15 protein-coding genes and 1 pseudogene are annotated in these 15,254 nt (G+C 53.3%); 11 read left to right on the top strand and 5 right to left on the bottom strand.

Annotated elements, in window-relative coordinates; genetic code table 11:
- The first annotated feature begins 25 nt into the window (after positions 1-25).
- The 3 genes from BCV73_RS28095 to BCV73_RS28085 all read left to right on the top strand — a co-directional run bounded on the left by BCV73_RS28095 (position 26) and on the right by BCV73_RS28085 (position 3,002).
- Entirely contained in the window at positions 26-472 is a 447-nt protein-coding gene (locus BCV73_RS28095; RefSeq protein WP_089549362.1) for an Hsp20/alpha crystallin family protein, read from the top strand.
- 310 nt (positions 473-782) lie between these two features.
- Positions 783-2,171, top strand: a complete 1,389-nt coding sequence (locus BCV73_RS28090; RefSeq protein WP_179232087.1) for an FAD-dependent oxidoreductase — start codon at positions 783-785, stop codon at positions 2,169-2,171.
- Between the two features lie 354 nt (positions 2,172-2,525).
- Positions 2,526-3,002, top strand: a complete 477-nt coding sequence (locus BCV73_RS28085) for an SgcJ/EcaC family oxidoreductase (RefSeq protein WP_244169343.1) — start codon at positions 2,526-2,528, stop codon at positions 3,000-3,002.
- A gap of 199 nt (positions 3,003-3,201) precedes the next feature.
- Here the strand turns inward: BCV73_RS28085 and BCV73_RS28080 are convergent, their stop codons facing one another.
- The 3 genes and pseudogenes from BCV73_RS28080 to BCV73_RS28070 form a co-directional block, all read right to left on the bottom strand.
- Positions 3,202-4,506: an MFS transporter gene (locus tag BCV73_RS28080; RefSeq protein WP_089549360.1), complete on the bottom strand. Its 1,305-nt coding sequence runs from the start codon at positions 4,504-4,506 to the stop codon at positions 3,202-3,204.
- 55 nt (positions 4,507-4,561) lie between these two features.
- A pseudogene (locus BCV73_RS28075) lies at positions 4,562-5,680 on the bottom strand (cysteine desulfurase family protein).
- Positions 5,680-6,342 carry an ArsR/SmtB family transcription factor gene (locus tag BCV73_RS28070; protein WP_089549359.1) on the bottom strand — a complete coding sequence of 221 codons (663 nt, stop codon included), beginning with the start codon at positions 6,340-6,342 and terminating at the stop codon, positions 5,680-5,682. The pseudogene BCV73_RS28075 and the gene BCV73_RS28070 overlap by 1 nt, the downstream one beginning before the upstream one ends.
- A gap of 375 nt (positions 6,343-6,717) precedes the next feature.
- Between BCV73_RS28070 and BCV73_RS28065 the strand changes: the two genes are divergently transcribed.
- From BCV73_RS28065 to BCV73_RS28050, 3 genes are all read left to right on the top strand, one after another.
- The gene (locus tag BCV73_RS28065; RefSeq protein WP_089549358.1) at positions 6,718-8,169 is read left to right on the top strand and encodes an amino acid ABC transporter substrate-binding protein/permease; all 1,452 of its coding nucleotides are present in this window, start codon (positions 6,718-6,720) and stop codon (positions 8,167-8,169) included.
- Complete coding sequence (locus tag BCV73_RS28060) at positions 8,162-8,890, top strand: amino acid ABC transporter ATP-binding protein (protein ID WP_089549357.1); 729 nt, start codon at positions 8,162-8,164, stop codon at positions 8,888-8,890. Before BCV73_RS28065 ends, BCV73_RS28060 begins: the two co-directional genes overlap by 8 nt.
- A gap of 248 nt (positions 8,891-9,138) precedes the next feature.
- Positions 9,139-9,867 carry a prepilin peptidase gene (locus BCV73_RS28050; protein WP_089549356.1) on the top strand — a complete coding sequence of 243 codons (729 nt, stop codon included), beginning with the start codon at positions 9,139-9,141 and terminating at the stop codon, positions 9,865-9,867.
- Here BCV73_RS28050 and BCV73_RS35200 read toward each other — a convergent pair.
- Positions 9,823-10,116, bottom strand: a complete 294-nt coding sequence (locus BCV73_RS35200) for a hypothetical protein (RefSeq protein ID WP_179232086.1) — start codon at positions 10,114-10,116, stop codon at positions 9,823-9,825. The genes BCV73_RS28050 and BCV73_RS35200 overlap by 45 nt on opposite strands.
- A gap of 361 nt (positions 10,117-10,477) precedes the next feature.
- Between BCV73_RS35200 and BCV73_RS28040 the strand changes: the two genes are divergently transcribed.
- The 4 genes from BCV73_RS28040 to BCV73_RS28025 all read left to right on the top strand — a co-directional run bounded on the left by BCV73_RS28040 (position 10,478) and on the right by BCV73_RS28025 (position 13,171).
- Complete coding sequence (locus BCV73_RS28040; RefSeq protein WP_076173111.1) at positions 10,478-10,807, top strand: PadR family transcriptional regulator; 330 nt, start codon at positions 10,478-10,480, stop codon at positions 10,805-10,807.
- On the top strand, positions 10,807-12,102 hold the full coding sequence (locus BCV73_RS28035) for an FtsW/RodA/SpoVE family cell cycle protein (RefSeq protein WP_089549354.1): 1,296 nt from the start codon (positions 10,807-10,809) through the stop codon (positions 12,100-12,102). Before BCV73_RS28040 ends, BCV73_RS28035 begins: the two co-directional genes overlap by 1 nt.
- Before the next feature lie 129 nt (positions 12,103-12,231).
- Complete coding sequence (locus BCV73_RS28030; RefSeq protein WP_089549353.1) at positions 12,232-12,570, top strand: PadR family transcriptional regulator; 339 nt, start codon at positions 12,232-12,234, stop codon at positions 12,568-12,570.
- Positions 12,557-13,171 (top strand): DUF2812 domain-containing protein, encoded by a 615-nt coding sequence (locus BCV73_RS28025; protein WP_089549352.1) that lies wholly within the window; start codon positions 12,557-12,559, stop codon positions 13,169-13,171. Before BCV73_RS28030 ends, BCV73_RS28025 begins: the two co-directional genes overlap by 14 nt.
- Positions 13,172-13,228: 57 nt before the next feature.
- On the opposite strand, the gene BCV73_RS28020 is transcribed toward BCV73_RS28025, so the two are convergent.
- Positions 13,229-14,095: a LysR family transcriptional regulator gene (locus BCV73_RS28020; RefSeq protein ID WP_089549351.1), complete on the bottom strand. Its 867-nt coding sequence runs from the start codon at positions 14,093-14,095 to the stop codon at positions 13,229-13,231.
- 132 nt (positions 14,096-14,227) lie between these two features.
- Between BCV73_RS28020 and BCV73_RS28015 the strand changes: the two genes are divergently transcribed.
- Positions 14,228-15,217: a zinc-binding dehydrogenase gene (locus BCV73_RS28015; RefSeq protein ID WP_089549350.1), complete on the top strand. Its 990-nt coding sequence runs from the start codon at positions 14,228-14,230 to the stop codon at positions 15,215-15,217.
- Positions 15,218-15,254 lie beyond the last annotated feature (37 nt).

The raw sequence follows: 15,254 nt of genomic DNA, 5'->3' as shown, positions 1-15,254 counted from the left end.
GTCAAATGGAAAGGGGAAATAAAGCATGTTTGACTTGATTCCTTTTGGAAAACGCAGAGAAGATGCCTTTGGACCATTGGTGAAATCCTTTAACGACGTGTTCAGCGACGATTGGTTTACATCTTTCAAAGGATCGTTGACGTCCTTCAAGACCGATATCCGGGAAACGGAGCAATCGTATCTGTTGGAGGCGGAGCTGCCAGGTTTTCAAAAAGAAGATATCGAGATCAGCTACGCTGAGCCTTACCTGACGATCAAAGCCGTTCGCAAGGAAGACCATAGCGTGGACAACCAAGACGAACAAGTCGTCCGCAGAGAACGCCGCTATGGGGAATACACGCGCAGCTTCTACGTTCCCGATATTCATGCAGACGGAATTAACGCGTCCCTGAAAGACGGCGTACTGAACATGGAAATACCAAAACAACCTAACCAACGCACCAAACGTATTCAAATTCGCGAAGACATCTAATCATATAGTAAATTGATATGAAGCATCCCGTAGCATCCCGGACGGGGTGCTTTTTGTTAAGATCATAATTTTGAGATTTTTTTCACAAACCCCTTGCAAAGGTGAAAGGGAAGGTGTATGATTAAGCCATAAAGAGGTTGTGATATAAATCACAATCAGATCAAGGCAGCTAAATCATCGGAAATATTTTTTTAAAGTATATTGTGCATTATTTCACAAATGAGCAGTGTCCTCCATTCCGCTGCTTATCCATTAAGTTATCCATTCCGTTTCACATTATCCATTTCATTCCCTATAAGGAGGAATTACCATGAAAGTCGCAGTCATTGGATGTACCCATGCCGGAACCGCTGCTGTAAAAAGCATTGCCATGCAGCACCCGGAAGCCCAAATTACGGTGTACGAACGCAACGATAACATTTCGTTCCTGTCGTGCGGCATCGCCCTTCACGTCGGAGGCGTCGTTAAGGACGCTGGCGGATTGTTCTACAGCAATCCGGAAGAGCTGGCCGGACTCGGCGCTGTGACCCGGATGCGGCACGAAGTGCTGGCCGTCGACACCAACGCCAAGACGCTGAATGTCCGCAACCTAGTGACCGGTGAAGAGTTTACGGACAGCTATGATAAGCTGGTGGTCACCACAGGCTCGTGGCCGGTTATTCCGAAGATGGAAGGCATCGATCTGGACAATGTCCAGCTGTGCAAAAACTACGCTCACGCGCAGGAAATCATTGCCCGCGCTGCGGATGCAGAGCGCATCACCGTCATCGGCGCCGGGTATATCGGCATCGAGCTCGTCGAAGCGTTCCACGAGCTTGGCAAGCAGGTCACCCTGATCGATAACATGGACCGTGTCATGGCCAAGTACCTTGACCGCGATCTGACCGACTTGGCCGAGCAGACGCTAAAGGACCGCGGTGTGCAGCTGGCGCTGGGCCGGACGGTGGAAGGCTTCCGCGGCAGCGAAGGCAAAGTGCGCGAAGTCGTCACCACAGACGGCACGTTTGAAGCCGATATGGTTGTGCTGTGCATCGGCTTCCGCCCCGGCACAGATCTGCTGAAGGGCCAGGTTGACATGCTGCCGAACGGCGCGATTATCGTTGACGACTACATGCGCACCAGCAACCCCGATGTACTGGCCGCTGGAGACAGCTGCGCCGTACGCTACAATCCGACGGGAACGGCGATGTACATTCCGCTGGCCACCAATGCGGTGCGGATGGGTACGCTGGCCGGCATGAACCTGGTGCAGCCGACCGTGCGCTACCAGGGTACCCAGGGGACGTCGGCCATCCGGCTGTTTGACTGGAACATCGCTTCGACGGGCATGACCGAGGCCGGCGCACTTGCTGCAGGTTTGAATGTGAAAACTGTAACAATCCATGAAAACAACCGTCCGGAGTTCATGCCGACCTACGATGATGTCATGCTGAAGCTGGTCTTCGAAGCGGACGGCGGCCGGATCGTCGGGGCCCAGGTGATGTCGAAGGCGGATATGACCCAAGCGGCCAATACGCTGTCGGTATGCATCCAGAACCGGATGACGGTGCAGGAGCTGGCTTTTGTGGACTTCTTCTTCCAGCCGCATTACAACAAGCCATGGAATGTGCTGAATACGGCCGGACTGGCCGCCATGGAGGAAATGAAGAAGGAGCAGACGGCTCCGGAAGCTGCGGTCCAAACGAAATTAGCCGTGTAATGTAATCACGAGTCATTTAATGAATCATTCAACCACCAGGAATTCCATTCCGGCGGGAAGCGGGATTGCCAGCCTGCTTCTTGCCAACACCATAACCATGCTTGATTCCGGCCCGAAGGGGCCGGGATTTTTTTTGCTTTTTCGCTGACGGGGGCGGAATGTACTTTATTTATTTTAAAAAAACGTATGGGATCTATTGACAAATCACCTCCGTCCGCATATTATCTTAATTAATCAAGATATTATATAAATCAAGATAATTAGTTGGTCCAGTTAATGTCAGCGAACCGTTTCTTGAATAGCAAAGAAATCCGCGTAATCAGGCGGCCATTCAATCAAAGGAGATGAAGGATGATGAACATGAATACAAATCAGGCACAGGATCGGAAAGAAATTGAGCAGCTGTTTGAAAAGCTGAAATGGGCTTGGGGAAAAGGGGATGGCGAGGCTTACGGGGCATGCTTTACCGACCAGGCCGACTACGTTACTTTTCAAGGCGAGCATCTGAAAGGAAGAAAGGCGATCGCCGATGTGCATCAGGAGCTGTGGAACGGCGTATTGAGAGGGTCTACGCTGGACGGGGAGATTGCGAAAATCGACTTTATTACGCCGGAGCTGGCGATCTTTCACGGACTGGGCGCCGTCAAAATGAGATGGCAGAAGCAGGCCCCAAAGAAACGTGACTCCATTAACACCAATGTGGTTGTAAAGCAAAATGGCGAATGGCGCATCGCCGCATTTCAGAACAGCCGGATTTCCGGACCGGGTCTGATGCAAAAAATATTCACGAAAATGAGCTCGCGGCGGGCTGTTCAGCAGCAGCTTCGTTGAGACAGTTACAGGAGGATGGCCTGATCGGCGCATCAGCCTGGAAACGATTGAAGCATAGAAAGAACCCCTTTCGTCCTGCCCGGCTGCCGTTGCAGCAAACCGAAACAAACGAAAGGGGAATCTATTGTAATGATCACCTTAATACCCAAACCGGCGGTTCCTAATTAAAGCCACGAGGGAGTATCGGTTGAAGATCGCATCAGGCTTTCTTTTTCCGCGACCAGACAATAACCGGAATTAGAAGCAGGGACAGGAATCCTCCGGCCAAAGAAAGTACGGAGTAGCTGGATTGGGCCACAACCATGCCGGATAAGGCTCCTCCCGAAGCCCCGGCTAAGGCAATAAGCACATCCACCGTGCCTTGGGTCTTTGCCCGAGTATGCGGAGGCGTCGCGTCGACAATGGCTGCCGTTCCGCTAATCAGGCCAAAGTTCCAGCCCAGCCCAAGGAGGGCAAGCGCAAGAACGAGAAATATCATCGATTCTCCGGGCGCGAGCCCAGCCAACAAGCCTGCCGCAAGCAAGGTGATTCCGGAAGCATAGGACATCAGAGTGTGTCCGTACTTATCGACTAGAACGCCGGTAATCAGCGAAGGCAGAAACATCGCAGCCACATGGATGCCGATGACGAGGCCGACCTCGCCCAGCCCGTGTCCGTGATGCTTCATGTGGACCGGTGTCATGGTCATAATGGCTACCATCACGATTTGGGTCAGCACCATCACCGTCGCACCGATCATGATTCCCGTTTTATTCATGGCTGCGTCCTTTATACGGGTGTTCTGCGTGCCATTCAGGCTTTCATCTGCCCGCTGTGCCTCCGCCATGGCCTTGGCCACGATCAGCGGGTCTGGCCGAAGGAAGATGAGGAGGACGACGCCGGCTATAATAAATGCTGCAGCAGCCAGCATGAATGGACCCGAAAGCGCTGGGAAACCTATGGAAGTGGCAAACCGTCCCGTGATATTGACCAGATTCGGTCCGGCCACTGCACCGAATGTGGTGAAGACCATAGCGGCGCTGATCGCTTTAGCCCGCTGCGTTGGCAAGGCCAAATCTGTTCCTGCATATCGAGCCTGTAAGTTTGTAGCCGTACCGGCGCCGTACACCAGCAGAGAAATAAAGAGAAGTGCCAGATTGCTTATGAGGGCTGCCAGAACGACGCCTAGCGCACCAAGCCCACCCGCCAGGAAGCCCGCTGCCAGTCCCGTCCGGCGCCCTAACCGCTGGGACAGACGGCCGACGATCAGGGCTGACGCTGCTGATCCTAACGTGATTAAGGCGGAAGGGACCCCGGCATAGCTGTCGGATCCAAGCATGTCTTGGGCAAGCAGCGCTCCTACTGTAACCCCTGCAGCAAAACCGGCCCCGCCGAAAATTTGCGAAATGATGACGATCAACATCGTCCTTTTATGGAGCTGCCGCTGCCTCTCAGGCGATTCAACGTACTGTCTTAGAGGTGCAGGGAGGGGATTCACCCTTTCTACAACCGTGGTCTCTGACATCTATTGTTCCTCCCTATATTAGACGAACCGATTCGTAAAAGATTTGCTGTTACCCTCACTGCAGACGGTCCTGGAATAAAGAAATGACGGTCTCCACTTCTTCTTTGGTGGTGTACCGGCCCAAGCTGAACCGGATCGCTCCCAGCCCTTCGTAATCGCTAAGGCCCATCGCCCGCAGCACCGGTGAAAGGGTTGTGCTTCCGGAGTGGCAGGCGGATCCGGTGGAAGCGGCGATTTCCGGAAAACGACCCAAAATCTCCTGCCCGCTCAGCCCGAGGAAGCTTACGTTGAGCGTGTTGGGCAGATGGTTGCCGGGATCGCCATTAAACCGGACCTGGTCTCCAAAGGCTTCCTTGAGCCCTTCCTTCAATGCCTCCCGGAGGTTTCGGATTTTACGGGAACCGACCTTCTGCGCTGCCAGTGCTGCGGCTTTGCCCAATCCGACGATATATGGCACATTTTCCGTTCCTGCCCTCCGGCCGGATTCATGGCCTGCCCCATGCACAAACGGGGCGAGTGTCGTGCCTTCACGCACATACAGTGCGCCGATACCCTTGGGCGCGTACAGCTTATGGCCGGCGATAGATAACAAATCGACGCCCAAGGCATCGATGTTCACCGGGATCTTACCAAAAGACTGTGCAGCATCCGTATGCATCAGGATACCGTAGCGTTTGGCGATACTGGCCACCTCTTCAATGGGCTGAATCGTTCCGACCTCGCTGTTGGCGTGCATGACCGAAATGAGGATGGTATCCTCGCGGATGGCACGCTCGATATCTGCTGGTGACACTCGGCCCCAGTGATCAACGGGAACGTAGGTCACTTCCGCGCCCAGCGTTTCGAGGAAGGCACAGGGATTGAGAATCGCCGGATGCTCAATGGTTGTCGTGATGATATGTCTGCGGGGCTGGTTGGATGCAAAGTAAACCCCTTTTAAAGCGTGATTATTGGCCTCGGTTCCTCCGCTGGTAAAAATCACCTCACTGGATTTCGCCCCAATCGCTGCGGCGATCCGGCTTCAGGCGTGCTCGATCGTTTCTTTGAGTGAAGCTGCCGCCCAATGCGACGAAGAAGGATTGCCATAGTGATGCTCGAAAAACGGCAGCATTTCCTGGAGCACTTCCGGATCTAACGGAGTGCTGGCGTTATAGTCCAGATAAATGCGTTTCATTACCTCTGTGCTTGAAATTCCCGCCATTCGTAAACTCCTTCCTCCACCCGGAATGCTGTAAAGCCCTCACGCTGCAATTTCTCAACCGCCTCGGCCGCTGCAACGCAGTAAGGTCCGCGGCAATATGCAGCAATTGGAGTTTCCTTGGGCAGACTTTGCATATATTGATGAAGCTCCTCCATCGGAACAGAGATCGCCCCGGGAATGTGTCCTGCCTCAAATTCATCGGCCGGGCGTACATCCAGTAAGATCATGCCTTCGTTCATTTTGCGCAATACTTCTTTTAAAGACAGGGTCTGAACATCCTCGCACAGACTTAGAAAGTCGTTTTTCACCCGGGTGATGTCGGCCAGCTGCGTTTCGCTCATTCGCCATAGAGCATTCAAAAAGCCCTCAATATGGGGACCAGCCAAGCAGTAGATGACATACGTCCCCCGCTTGCTATACTTCACCAGGTTGGCATCCAGTAAAATTTGGAGATGCCGCGATACGTTGGCTACGCTCATTTCTGTGGCCTCGGCCAATTTTTCAACAGACTTGGGTCCTTGGGATAACAAATGCATGAGCTCGAGCCGTTTATCGCTGGACAAGCATTTCCCGATTCGGGCAAACTGCCGGTACAAGTCGTCTTTGAAAGCACGAACGGGAAAATCGTGGTCCATATCTATTCCCACCTTGCTATAATATTCAATGAATTGATTGAATTATAGTCGTGGTTAACTTTGACCGTCAAGATCATAATGATCTTACAGCTTGACTATATTTTACGAAAGTTCTAATGATGGGTAGGCAAACTTGTCTTGAGTGGGTAATGAATGATAGCTAACTTGCTTCCTTTATCTGCAGACTGTGTTAGTCTTAGTAGTAAATTTCTTGGTTAATGGTTAGATTGAACTAAAGTAAATGGTTGAAAATGTATTTTTAGGAATGATTGGTTTTTTGGTAAAATAGGATACCAGGTGGAAGAATACCTGCTGCCAAAAAAGAAAAAGTATGAAGGGGACAACATTCGGCGTTGACCGAGAAGGGGAGGACACATGAAATCATCCAAAAAGGTATCATTATTTTCATTAGCGCTGCTGCTCCTCGTGGTGACCGGATGGTCTGGTTGGACGGGAAGCGCCGCAGCTGCGCCGGATTCCGGCAAAACCTATGTCATCGGTACCGACATTACGTTTGCTCCGTTTGAGTTTCAGGACGTCAGCGGCAAGTTTGTCGGGATCGACATGGATCTGATGGAGGCCATCGCCAAGGATCAGAATTTTAAGTATGAGATCAAGCCGCTGGGCTTTAACGCAGCCGTTCAAGCGCTGGAGTCGAACCAGGTGGACGGCGTCATCGCAGGGATGAGCATTACCGACGAACGGAAGCAGAAATTCGACTTTTCCGAGTCCTATTTCGAATCCGGCGTGGTGATGGCCATCAGCAAGAACAATGACACCATCAAGAGCTATGAGGATTTGAAAGGGAAAAAGGTAGCCGTAAAGACAGGTACAGAAGGCTACAGCTTCGCCGAATCCATCGCCTCGAAATACGGATTTACCATCGTCCCGTTCGACGATTCCTCGCAAATGTACGACGATGTCAAAACTGGAAACTCCGTGGCCTGCTTTGACGATTATCCTGTGCTGGCTTATGGCGTAAACCAGAACAATGGACTCAAGATCGTAACCGAGAAGGAAGCAGGCGGCTCCTACGGCTTTGCGGTCAGCAAAGGCAAGAACCAGGAGCTGATGCAAAAGTTCAATACCGGCCTGACCAATCTCAAAGCCAGCGGGGAATATGACCAGATTCTCGAGAAATATCTGGGTGAAAATGCATCCGGACCGGCGAACCAAAGCCGCTGGGGACTGATTCAGGATTCGCTGCCACCGCTGCTGACCGGTCTGGGCAAGACGCTGCTGTACACGATCGTATCGCTGTTCTTCGCCTTTATCCTGGGGCTGATCTTCGGCTTTATGAAGGTGAGTCGCAATAAGTTTCTTCGCGGTTTGGCAACGGTATTCGTCGATGTCTTCCGCGGCATTCCGCTGATCGTCCTAGCTTTCTTTATTTACTTTGGTATTCCGCAGGCCTTCGGCTTTACGATGCCGTTGTTCCTGGCGGCCATTCTGACGCTGACTCTGAATGCCGGCGCTTATGTAACGGAAATCATCCGGGGCGGTATTCAGTCGATCGACCGCGGCCAAATGGAAGCGGCCCGTTCGCTCGGTTTGCCATACCGCAAGGCGATGATGAAGATCATCATCCCGCAGGCGATCCGTGTCATGATTCCGGCGTTTATCAACCAGCTGGTCATTACGCTGAAAGATACGTCGATTCTGTCGGCGATCGGTCTCGTCGAGCTGACGCAGTCCGGCAAAATTATTATCGCAAGAACGTTCTCGTCATTTGATATTTGGCTGGTTGTAGCCATCATGTATTTGATTGTGATCACGATCTTAACGAAACTTTCAGGCTTCTTGGAGGGGAGATTGCGCCGTGGGTAAAATCAGGGTTGAAGGATTAAAGAAGAGCTTCGGCGCCAATCAGGTGCTGAAGGGAATCGATATGCAGGTCAAGGAAGGCGAGGTCGTGTGCGTGATCGGTCCTTCCGGATCGGGAAAAAGTACGTTTCTGCGCTGCATCAATCGGCTTGAGGACATCACTGCAGGCCGTGTCATCGTTGATGACCAGGATCTGAACGATTCAAAGACGGATATCAACAAGGCCCGCGAAAATATTGGCATGGTGTTCCAGCATTTTAACCTGTTTCCGCATTTCAACGTGCTCAAGAACATCATGTTCGCTCCGATGGAGCTGGGCAAAATGAACGCGAAGCAGGCGCGCGAAACGGCGATGCGCCTCCTGGAGCGGGTCGGACTCGCTGACAAGGCGGATGCGTTCCCGAGCCAGCTGTCGGGCGGGCAGAAGCAGCGGGTGGCGATCGCCCGTGCGCTCGCGATGAACCCCGACGTCATGCTGTTCGACGAGCCGACGTCGGCGCTCGACCCCGAGATGGTCGGCGAGGTGCTCGGCGTCATGAAGGATCTGGCCCGCGAAGGCATGACGATGATGATCGTCACGCATGAGATGGGCTTCGCCCGCGAGGTGGCGGACCGGGTCATCTTCATGGACGGCGGCTACATCGTTGAAGAAGGTCCGCCGGAGGAAGTGTTCGGCCGGCCGAAAAACGAGCGTACGATCAGCTTCCTGGAGAAGGTACTGTAAGCACGCTATAAGCTTGAGTGAAGCCGCGTACGTGATGAACCGTTATTCGGTGATCACAGCGGTTTGGATGAAAGCCCGGACGGGCAGCGTTAGCTGCTTGGCCGGGCTTTTTGCATTCGTCCCTGCACATATGTTGGCTGTAACCGCTGAAAACGAAACCGAAAGGTACAGCGTTGCGATGAAACATTTTCTCCAGTTAGAGCGTAGAAATATTCCAGGAAAATCCACTTACGTACAGGAGGACGATGATGGTAGAGCTTCGTGAGGAAGGCCAACTGAAATATTCCAACCAGCCGTCCCGGACGGCTAAAACGTTGAATTGGGGACTCGTTGGATTGATGGGAGCCCTCGTTCTAGGATTTCTGGGGTACGGTGTCTTTTGGCTGATCAAGGGAGATTGGGTTGTAGGCAGCATTATCACGGTGATTGGACTATTCTTGGCGGGCATGCTGTGGCTGATCTTCCGAATCGTTCGGATGCCGCAAAAGGTGCTGCTCCGGTACGAACTCCGGGAGGAAGGCTATTATACATACGTTAAGCAAATCAAGACCGGCGAAGAGTCCGAGCATCTGGTGCCATTCACTCAAATGCAGGAGGTGCTGATCGGCCGGACGACAAGGTACCAGCCCAAGGGAGAAGGCAGCATCGGGTTTTATGTGATCGGTGCCAACATCGTCATGAAATGGGTTGATGAAGAGGGTCATATCCAATATTCCATCTTCGGATTAGAGAATCCCGATGAATTGGAGGCCTGGGTAACGGAGTTCCGAAAGCATGGGATCCCGGTGTACGGGACAGAGGCGAATGTGAAGTTTGTTAGGGTGGAGAACTACCAAACCGCTGCATATCGGAAGCCGCGAGCGGAGAGACATCCCCGCGTGGATCAGCCCGGACATGAGGGCCAGAATGGAAGCAGAAGAGAAACGAAGGGATCAGCGGTTGTTCCGGCCTGTTTTTCTAGGCGTCGCCGCAATTAACTTGATTTTGGCCGCATCGTGGATGCCTTCCTGGCCCATTTTAGACGGCGCATTCGCGGACAATTCCGCGTCGACGGCCGTTACGCTGGTAAATGTCGTGCTGTTGGTGCTGACCGGCGCATACTGGCGCCAACGTGTCCGGTGGTACCGTTCACTGCTGGATTCGGTATTGGTGATTGCAGCGCAGTTCGCTGGTGCGGGCATCGCTGCGCTTATTGGAAATGCGGCCTCCGGGCTGCTTGACTCCATCGTGGTGGAGGGACTGCTTTTAGTGGGCATCAGTGTTGTTTTGTTTGTGATTTTTAGATTGGTGCGGTGGATAGTAAAATAACGAAGCCTCACCTTCGTTTGGTTTGGAGCGACAGGAAGGCTTGGGTGTGGGGTTAGAAATGGGGCACCGTTATACGAAACACGAGGTCTCAGCGGCGGCTGAGCTATGCCTCAATATGGCACCCTTCTTCAGTATCCACTGGAGGAGGGGGCTTTTTTGATGCGGATTATTGCCTGCCTCGTTATTTTGTCCCCATCTATTGCCAATCCAAATGCTGTTCGATATACTCATATACATAGTATTACGATGTATTGTAAATCTAGGTATTAGGAGAAGATCATGGCGATTAATAAAGAGCTGCTCAAGGGCAGCACGGTCATTTTGCTGCTGACGGTGCTGAACAAGAAGGAAATGTACGGTTACGAATTAATCAAGGAAATCGAGAAGAGCTCTGAGGGCGTTTTTTCCATGAAAGAGGGAACTTTATATCCCATCCTGCACACACTGGAGTCGGAAGGCTGGCTGGAAGCTTACTGGAGCACACATGACGGCCGCAAACGGAAGTACTACCGGATAACCGACCAGGGCCGGAGTCAGCTGAAAGAAAAGCAGCAGGAATGGGTTCGTTTCCGCACGGCGGTTGATACGGTGATCGGGGAGGGTATTTGATGCGGGCTGTGGAAAAGGATGCGGCGGTTCAGGAGTTTCTTGACCGGGTATGCCGGCATATCCGCGTTAAATCCATGCATGCTGAAATCCGTGAGGAGCTGGGAAGTCATATTGTGGAACGGATGGACATGCTGGCATCCGAAGGAGTTGCTGAAGAGCATTGTGCGCAGGAAGCGATTAAGCTGATGGGCGATCCCGACGACATCGGACGAAGCCTTCACCGGGCGCATAAACCTGTGTTCGACTGGAAGCTTGTTGTTCTATTGGGGCTGCTGACGATTGTGGGGTTGTTTGGATTACTGAATGTGCAGATGTCTGGCCGAAGGATTTGGATGCTCGCTCAGTTTTTTGAGAAGAAGCTGTTTTATGTTGCGCTAGGTTTTGCCGGTCTGTTTATTTGTTATTTCCTGGACTACCGAAAGCTGAGGAAGTTTTCCGGAGTAATATTCTGCGGGACCATCGCCTTAATGGCTTTAACGTTGAAGGTAGGCATAACGACGAATGGGCAGACGACCAGTCTGGCGATCGGTTCCTTTGCCATTAATGTGATGGCTGCATCCATATTGCCATTGCTTATTGCGGCTTCAGGACTGACCTATAGGTTCCGGCGCAGCGATATTGTCGGCTGGATCAAGTTCGCGGCCCAAATGGTCGTTCCGGTCGTACTGTATTGGCAGAGCGGCTCCTTGCTGTACGGCTGCATTTATTTAGCGGGATTCGGAATTATTGCACTGAGGCACAACCGGTTTCCTCTGATGGCCGTTGGACTGCCGATCCTTTCTTTGTACATATATAAACTAACGCAAACCCCTTACCTTGTGGAGCGGCTGCACTCCTTTTTGAGCGAAAAGGATAAGGATTACCAGACCTTGCAGACGATCGGAGCGATCCGTTCGGCGGGGTGGACGGGCCACGGATTTGCGGCGGCGAACGAAACCCTCCCTTTTATCTATGACGAATCGATGTATCCGTATCTTATTTACTGTTTTGGATGGGGTGCCGGGATCGTCATCGGGCTGCTGGTCATTGGATTCATGATACGAATTTGGAAGATGAGCGTGTCCATTAGGGATGAATATGCCACCTGTATATTTTCCGCGTTCATCGTCGTATTTGGCATTCGGCTGTTGTGGCCGCTGCTTATGGCGTACGGTGTGGTGCCCATCGTGGGGCAGAGCCTGCCCTTTGTCGGCTATGGCGGGTTCACGCAGGTGATTGATTTTTGCGCCATGGGGCTGCTGTTATCGATCTATCGGCGCAAGCAGATGCTTCCCGCAAGGATCGAGACCGTTTGAAATTAAGGCCAAGCCCGATTCTTCCGGGTGTTGGCCTTTTCGCTATTGCTATATACAGTTAAACTGTATATAGTGTAAATATACAGTTGAACGATATAAAGTGTGACTGAACAAAAGGGAGGCACTTCATTGAGCAGAGATAAACATTTACCGCTGACCGAAACGGTATATTATATTTTGTTGGCGCTGCTGGAGCCGGCGCATGGTTACCTGATTATGCAGAAGGTGGAGGAGCTCAGCGCGGGGCAGGTCCGGATGGCGGCCGGCACGCTGTACGGGGCGGTGGACAATTTGCTGAAGCAGAAATTCATCCAGCCGACTGCGAGCGAGGACAGCCGCCGCAAGGTGTATGTCATCACCGAGCTGGGACGTGAAATGCTGAGACAGGATTACGACCGGATGCGCCATATGATCGAAGTAACCAATATGCAGTGGGGCAAGGAGGAGTTGCTGCATGAAAAAATATAAATTTTTCACGAATCTGGACCAGGAAGAACAGTGGTTGAACGACATGGCCCGGCTGGGCTATACGCTTGTCCGGAAGTCCTTCGGCTATCAATTCGAGCGAAGCGTACCGGAGGAAGCCAACTACCGGATCGACTTCCGCACGTTTAAGAATCAGCGGGACTTTGAGGATTACGTTGCCCTGTTCGAAGACAGCGGCTGGACGCATGTCGCCGGCACGAAGGGGTCGGGGGCTCAATATTTCAAGCAGAACAGTGACCAGGGAAATGAAGATATTTTCTCCGATGCCGACTCCAAGGCGGCCCGGTATAAGCGGATTTCCGACATGTGGATGACGCTGTGCTGCTGCTTTATCCCGATTTTCGCGGCGCTGATTTCGACCGATGCCATTGACGCATCCGTTATCCTGAAGCCCCAATCGCTGTATTACACGCCGGGATTGTGGGAAATGAGCGGCCCAAGATTTTGGCAGGCGTTCCTGTTCGAGACGCCGTTTGCGCTGTTCCGCGGGATCGTCTGGATGGTCATTCCGGTAATGATTATCGTCTACTCGGTTTTCGCTTACAAAGCCAAAAAGGAATACGACAAGTCCCAGCAGCAGTAATGCCGAATGGGAGCCAATAGGGAGGATGCTGCGCTTGCCGGCATCGTCCCTTTTTTTTCAGGCAGACGGCCCGGCGTATTTCTCCGGCTTCAGAAAAGCGCGAAGCGCGCTGCTCAGCGGTACATCCCGGCGATAGATAAAATAGACCACGACCTCGCGGTAGGACTCCGGCAGGGTCAAGGCTTCAATGTTTTTCTCGTTGGGGATCTGAACTGTGTTGGACCTTGGGAGGAGCGCTACGCCGAGGCCCGAAGCCACACCCCCAAGCACGGCTTCAAGCGAACCGAACTCCATGATTTGCGGATGCTGAACTCCGGCTTCGGCCAGCAGGCGCTCCACTCTGGAGCGGTGGGTGCAGCCTGTCGATAAAATGAGCATCGGCTTCTGCAGCTGTTCCTGCAGGCTGGCCGCTCCGGCCTCGGAGAGCAGCACGAGCTCTTCATCGTAGGAAGGAATCTGCTCCAGCTGGGAATGCGGAACAGGGCCGTACACAAAAGCGCCGTCCAGCTCGCGGTCCAGCACCTGCTGCATGAGCACGCGGGAATTGCCTGTGGCGAGGGACAGGCTGACATGAGGGTAGCGGGCGTAGTAAGCGGCCAGACGTCCCGGCAGATGAGCTGCCGCGGCCGATTCAATCGCCCCGATCCTCAGCGGTCCCCGCGGAGCATCCTCCGCCTGCACGGATTTCTCCGCTTCATCGAGCAAGTTCAGAATTTGACGCGCGTATTCAAGCAGGCGCTCGCCAGCCGGGGTCAGCTCCATCCCCCGGTTGCTCCGGATAAACAGCGGAGTCTGCAAACCTTCCTCCAGCTGGCGAATCCGGCCGGTGACGTTGGAGGGAACATATTGCAGCCTTTGGGCCGCCCGTGTAATGCTTCCTTCCTCCGCTACAGCCCGGAATATACGCAAATCTCCACTTTCCATTCGGCTCACCTTCCTGACTTCATTTTGACTGAACGCCATATTCACTACTAATCATTTTACATGCTCTAAAGCGGCCTATACAATGAATCCCAAAACGGCTTCACAGAGGCCGGAAAAAAGGGAGAGATTCAATTGAGAGCAGCTATTCATCATGGCCGGAGCGGTCTGGACGGACTGCGGATCACCGACGCGGAGACGAAACAGCCAGGCCCCGGAGAGATCAGGGTCCTTGTAAAAACAGCCGGACTCAATCACCGTGATCTGTTTCTGATGAAGGGACGCCGTGCGGCGGATGCACCGCTCATCCTGGGTTCCGACGGCGCAGGCGTCATCGATGCTGTAGGCGAGGGAGTAGCTGGTCTGACCGCAGGAACGGAGGTTATCATCCATCCGACGATCGGTTGGGATCGAACCGAAGAGGTACCGGTGGTGCCGCAAATCCTGGGCGGGCCTACGGACGGGACGTTTGCCGAGACGGTTATCATCCCCGCGGACAATGCCTTCCGGAAGCCGGCATACCTGACCTGGGAGGAGGCGGGAGTATTGCCCTTATCCGCGCTCACGGCCTACCGGGCGCTGTTTACGAGGGCGCAAATCAAGGCTGGCGAGCACGTGCTCATCCCGGGCATTGGAGGCGGGGTTGCAACCTGCGCCATGCTCATGGCCCAAGCTGCGGGGGCTGTCGTCAACGTCACTTCCCGAAGCGAGGCCAAGCTTGAAGAAGCGCGGCGTTATGCTGTGCGGGGAGCTTTTTCCAGCAATGGAGACTGGAACGAAGGGCTGCAAGGGGAGAAGGTGGATGTGATCCTCGACAGCATCGGTCCGGCCACCTTTTCCAAATACTTGGAGGTGATCAAGCCGAACGGCCGGATTGTGAGCTTCGGGGCAAGCTCCGGTGACACGGTGGAGGTCCCGCTAAGGGCGTTGTTTTTTCCGCAGCTGTCATGGATCGGTACATCGATGGGAAGCCGAGAGGAGTTCGGAGAGATGCTTCGGTTCATGGAGGAGCACGCCATTCGGCCTCTGATCGACCGGATGTATCCGCTGGACGAAGCGCCGGCGGCGTTCCGGAGAATGACTGCCGGGGAGCAGTTTGGCAACATCGGGCTCTGCATTGGTTGAGCATGGATGCCCGTTCATGCCAGCGGGACCGGCTCTT

The sequence above is a fragment of the Paenibacillus sp. SSG-1 genome (genome assembly GCF_002224835.1).
GTDB classification, from domain to species: Bacteria; Bacillota; Bacilli; order Paenibacillales; family Paenibacillaceae; genus Paenibacillus_AQ; species Paenibacillus_AQ favisporus.
Note: the sequence above shows the minus strand (reverse complement) of the source record. Positions and strands in the feature narration are given on the sequence as shown.

What these genes read in the sequence shown, in the direction of transcription:
- BCV73_RS28090 (WP_179232087.1), top strand. Translation starts at nt 783, where the DNA reads ATGAAAGTCGCAGTCATTGGATGTACCCATGCCGGAACCGCTGCTGTA.
- BCV73_RS28085 (WP_244169343.1), top strand. Translation starts at nt 2,526, where the DNA reads ATGAACATGAATACAAATCAGGCACAGGATCGGAAAGAAATTGAGCAG.
- BCV73_RS28080 (WP_089549360.1), bottom strand. Translation starts at nt 4,506, where the DNA reads ATGTCAGAGACCACGGTTGTAGAAAGGGTGAATCCCCTCCCTGCACCT.
- BCV73_RS28020 (WP_089549351.1), bottom strand. Translation starts at nt 14,095, where the DNA reads ATGGAAAGTGGAGATTTGCGTATATTCCGGGCTGTAGCGGAGGAAGGA.
- BCV73_RS28065 (WP_089549358.1), top strand. Translation starts at nt 6,718, where the DNA reads ATGAAATCATCCAAAAAGGTATCATTATTTTCATTAGCGCTGCTGCTC.
- BCV73_RS28035 (WP_089549354.1), top strand. Translation starts at nt 10,807, where the DNA reads ATGCGGGCTGTGGAAAAGGATGCGGCGGTTCAGGAGTTTCTTGACCGG.
- BCV73_RS35200 (WP_179232086.1), bottom strand. Translation starts at nt 10,116, where the DNA reads ATGGAGTCAAGCAGCCCGGAGGCCGCATTTCCAATAAGCGCAGCGATG.
- BCV73_RS28070 (WP_089549359.1), bottom strand. Translation starts at nt 6,342, where the DNA reads ATGGACCACGATTTTCCCGTTCGTGCTTTCAAAGACGACTTGTACCGG.
- BCV73_RS28040 (WP_076173111.1), top strand. Translation starts at nt 10,478, where the DNA reads ATGGCGATTAATAAAGAGCTGCTCAAGGGCAGCACGGTCATTTTGCTG.
- BCV73_RS28025 (WP_089549352.1), top strand. Translation starts at nt 12,557, where the DNA reads ATGAAAAAATATAAATTTTTCACGAATCTGGACCAGGAAGAACAGTGG.
- BCV73_RS28050 (WP_089549356.1), top strand. Translation starts at nt 9,139, where the DNA reads ATGGTAGAGCTTCGTGAGGAAGGCCAACTGAAATATTCCAACCAGCCG.
- BCV73_RS28095 (WP_089549362.1), top strand. Translation starts at nt 26, where the DNA reads ATGTTTGACTTGATTCCTTTTGGAAAACGCAGAGAAGATGCCTTTGGA.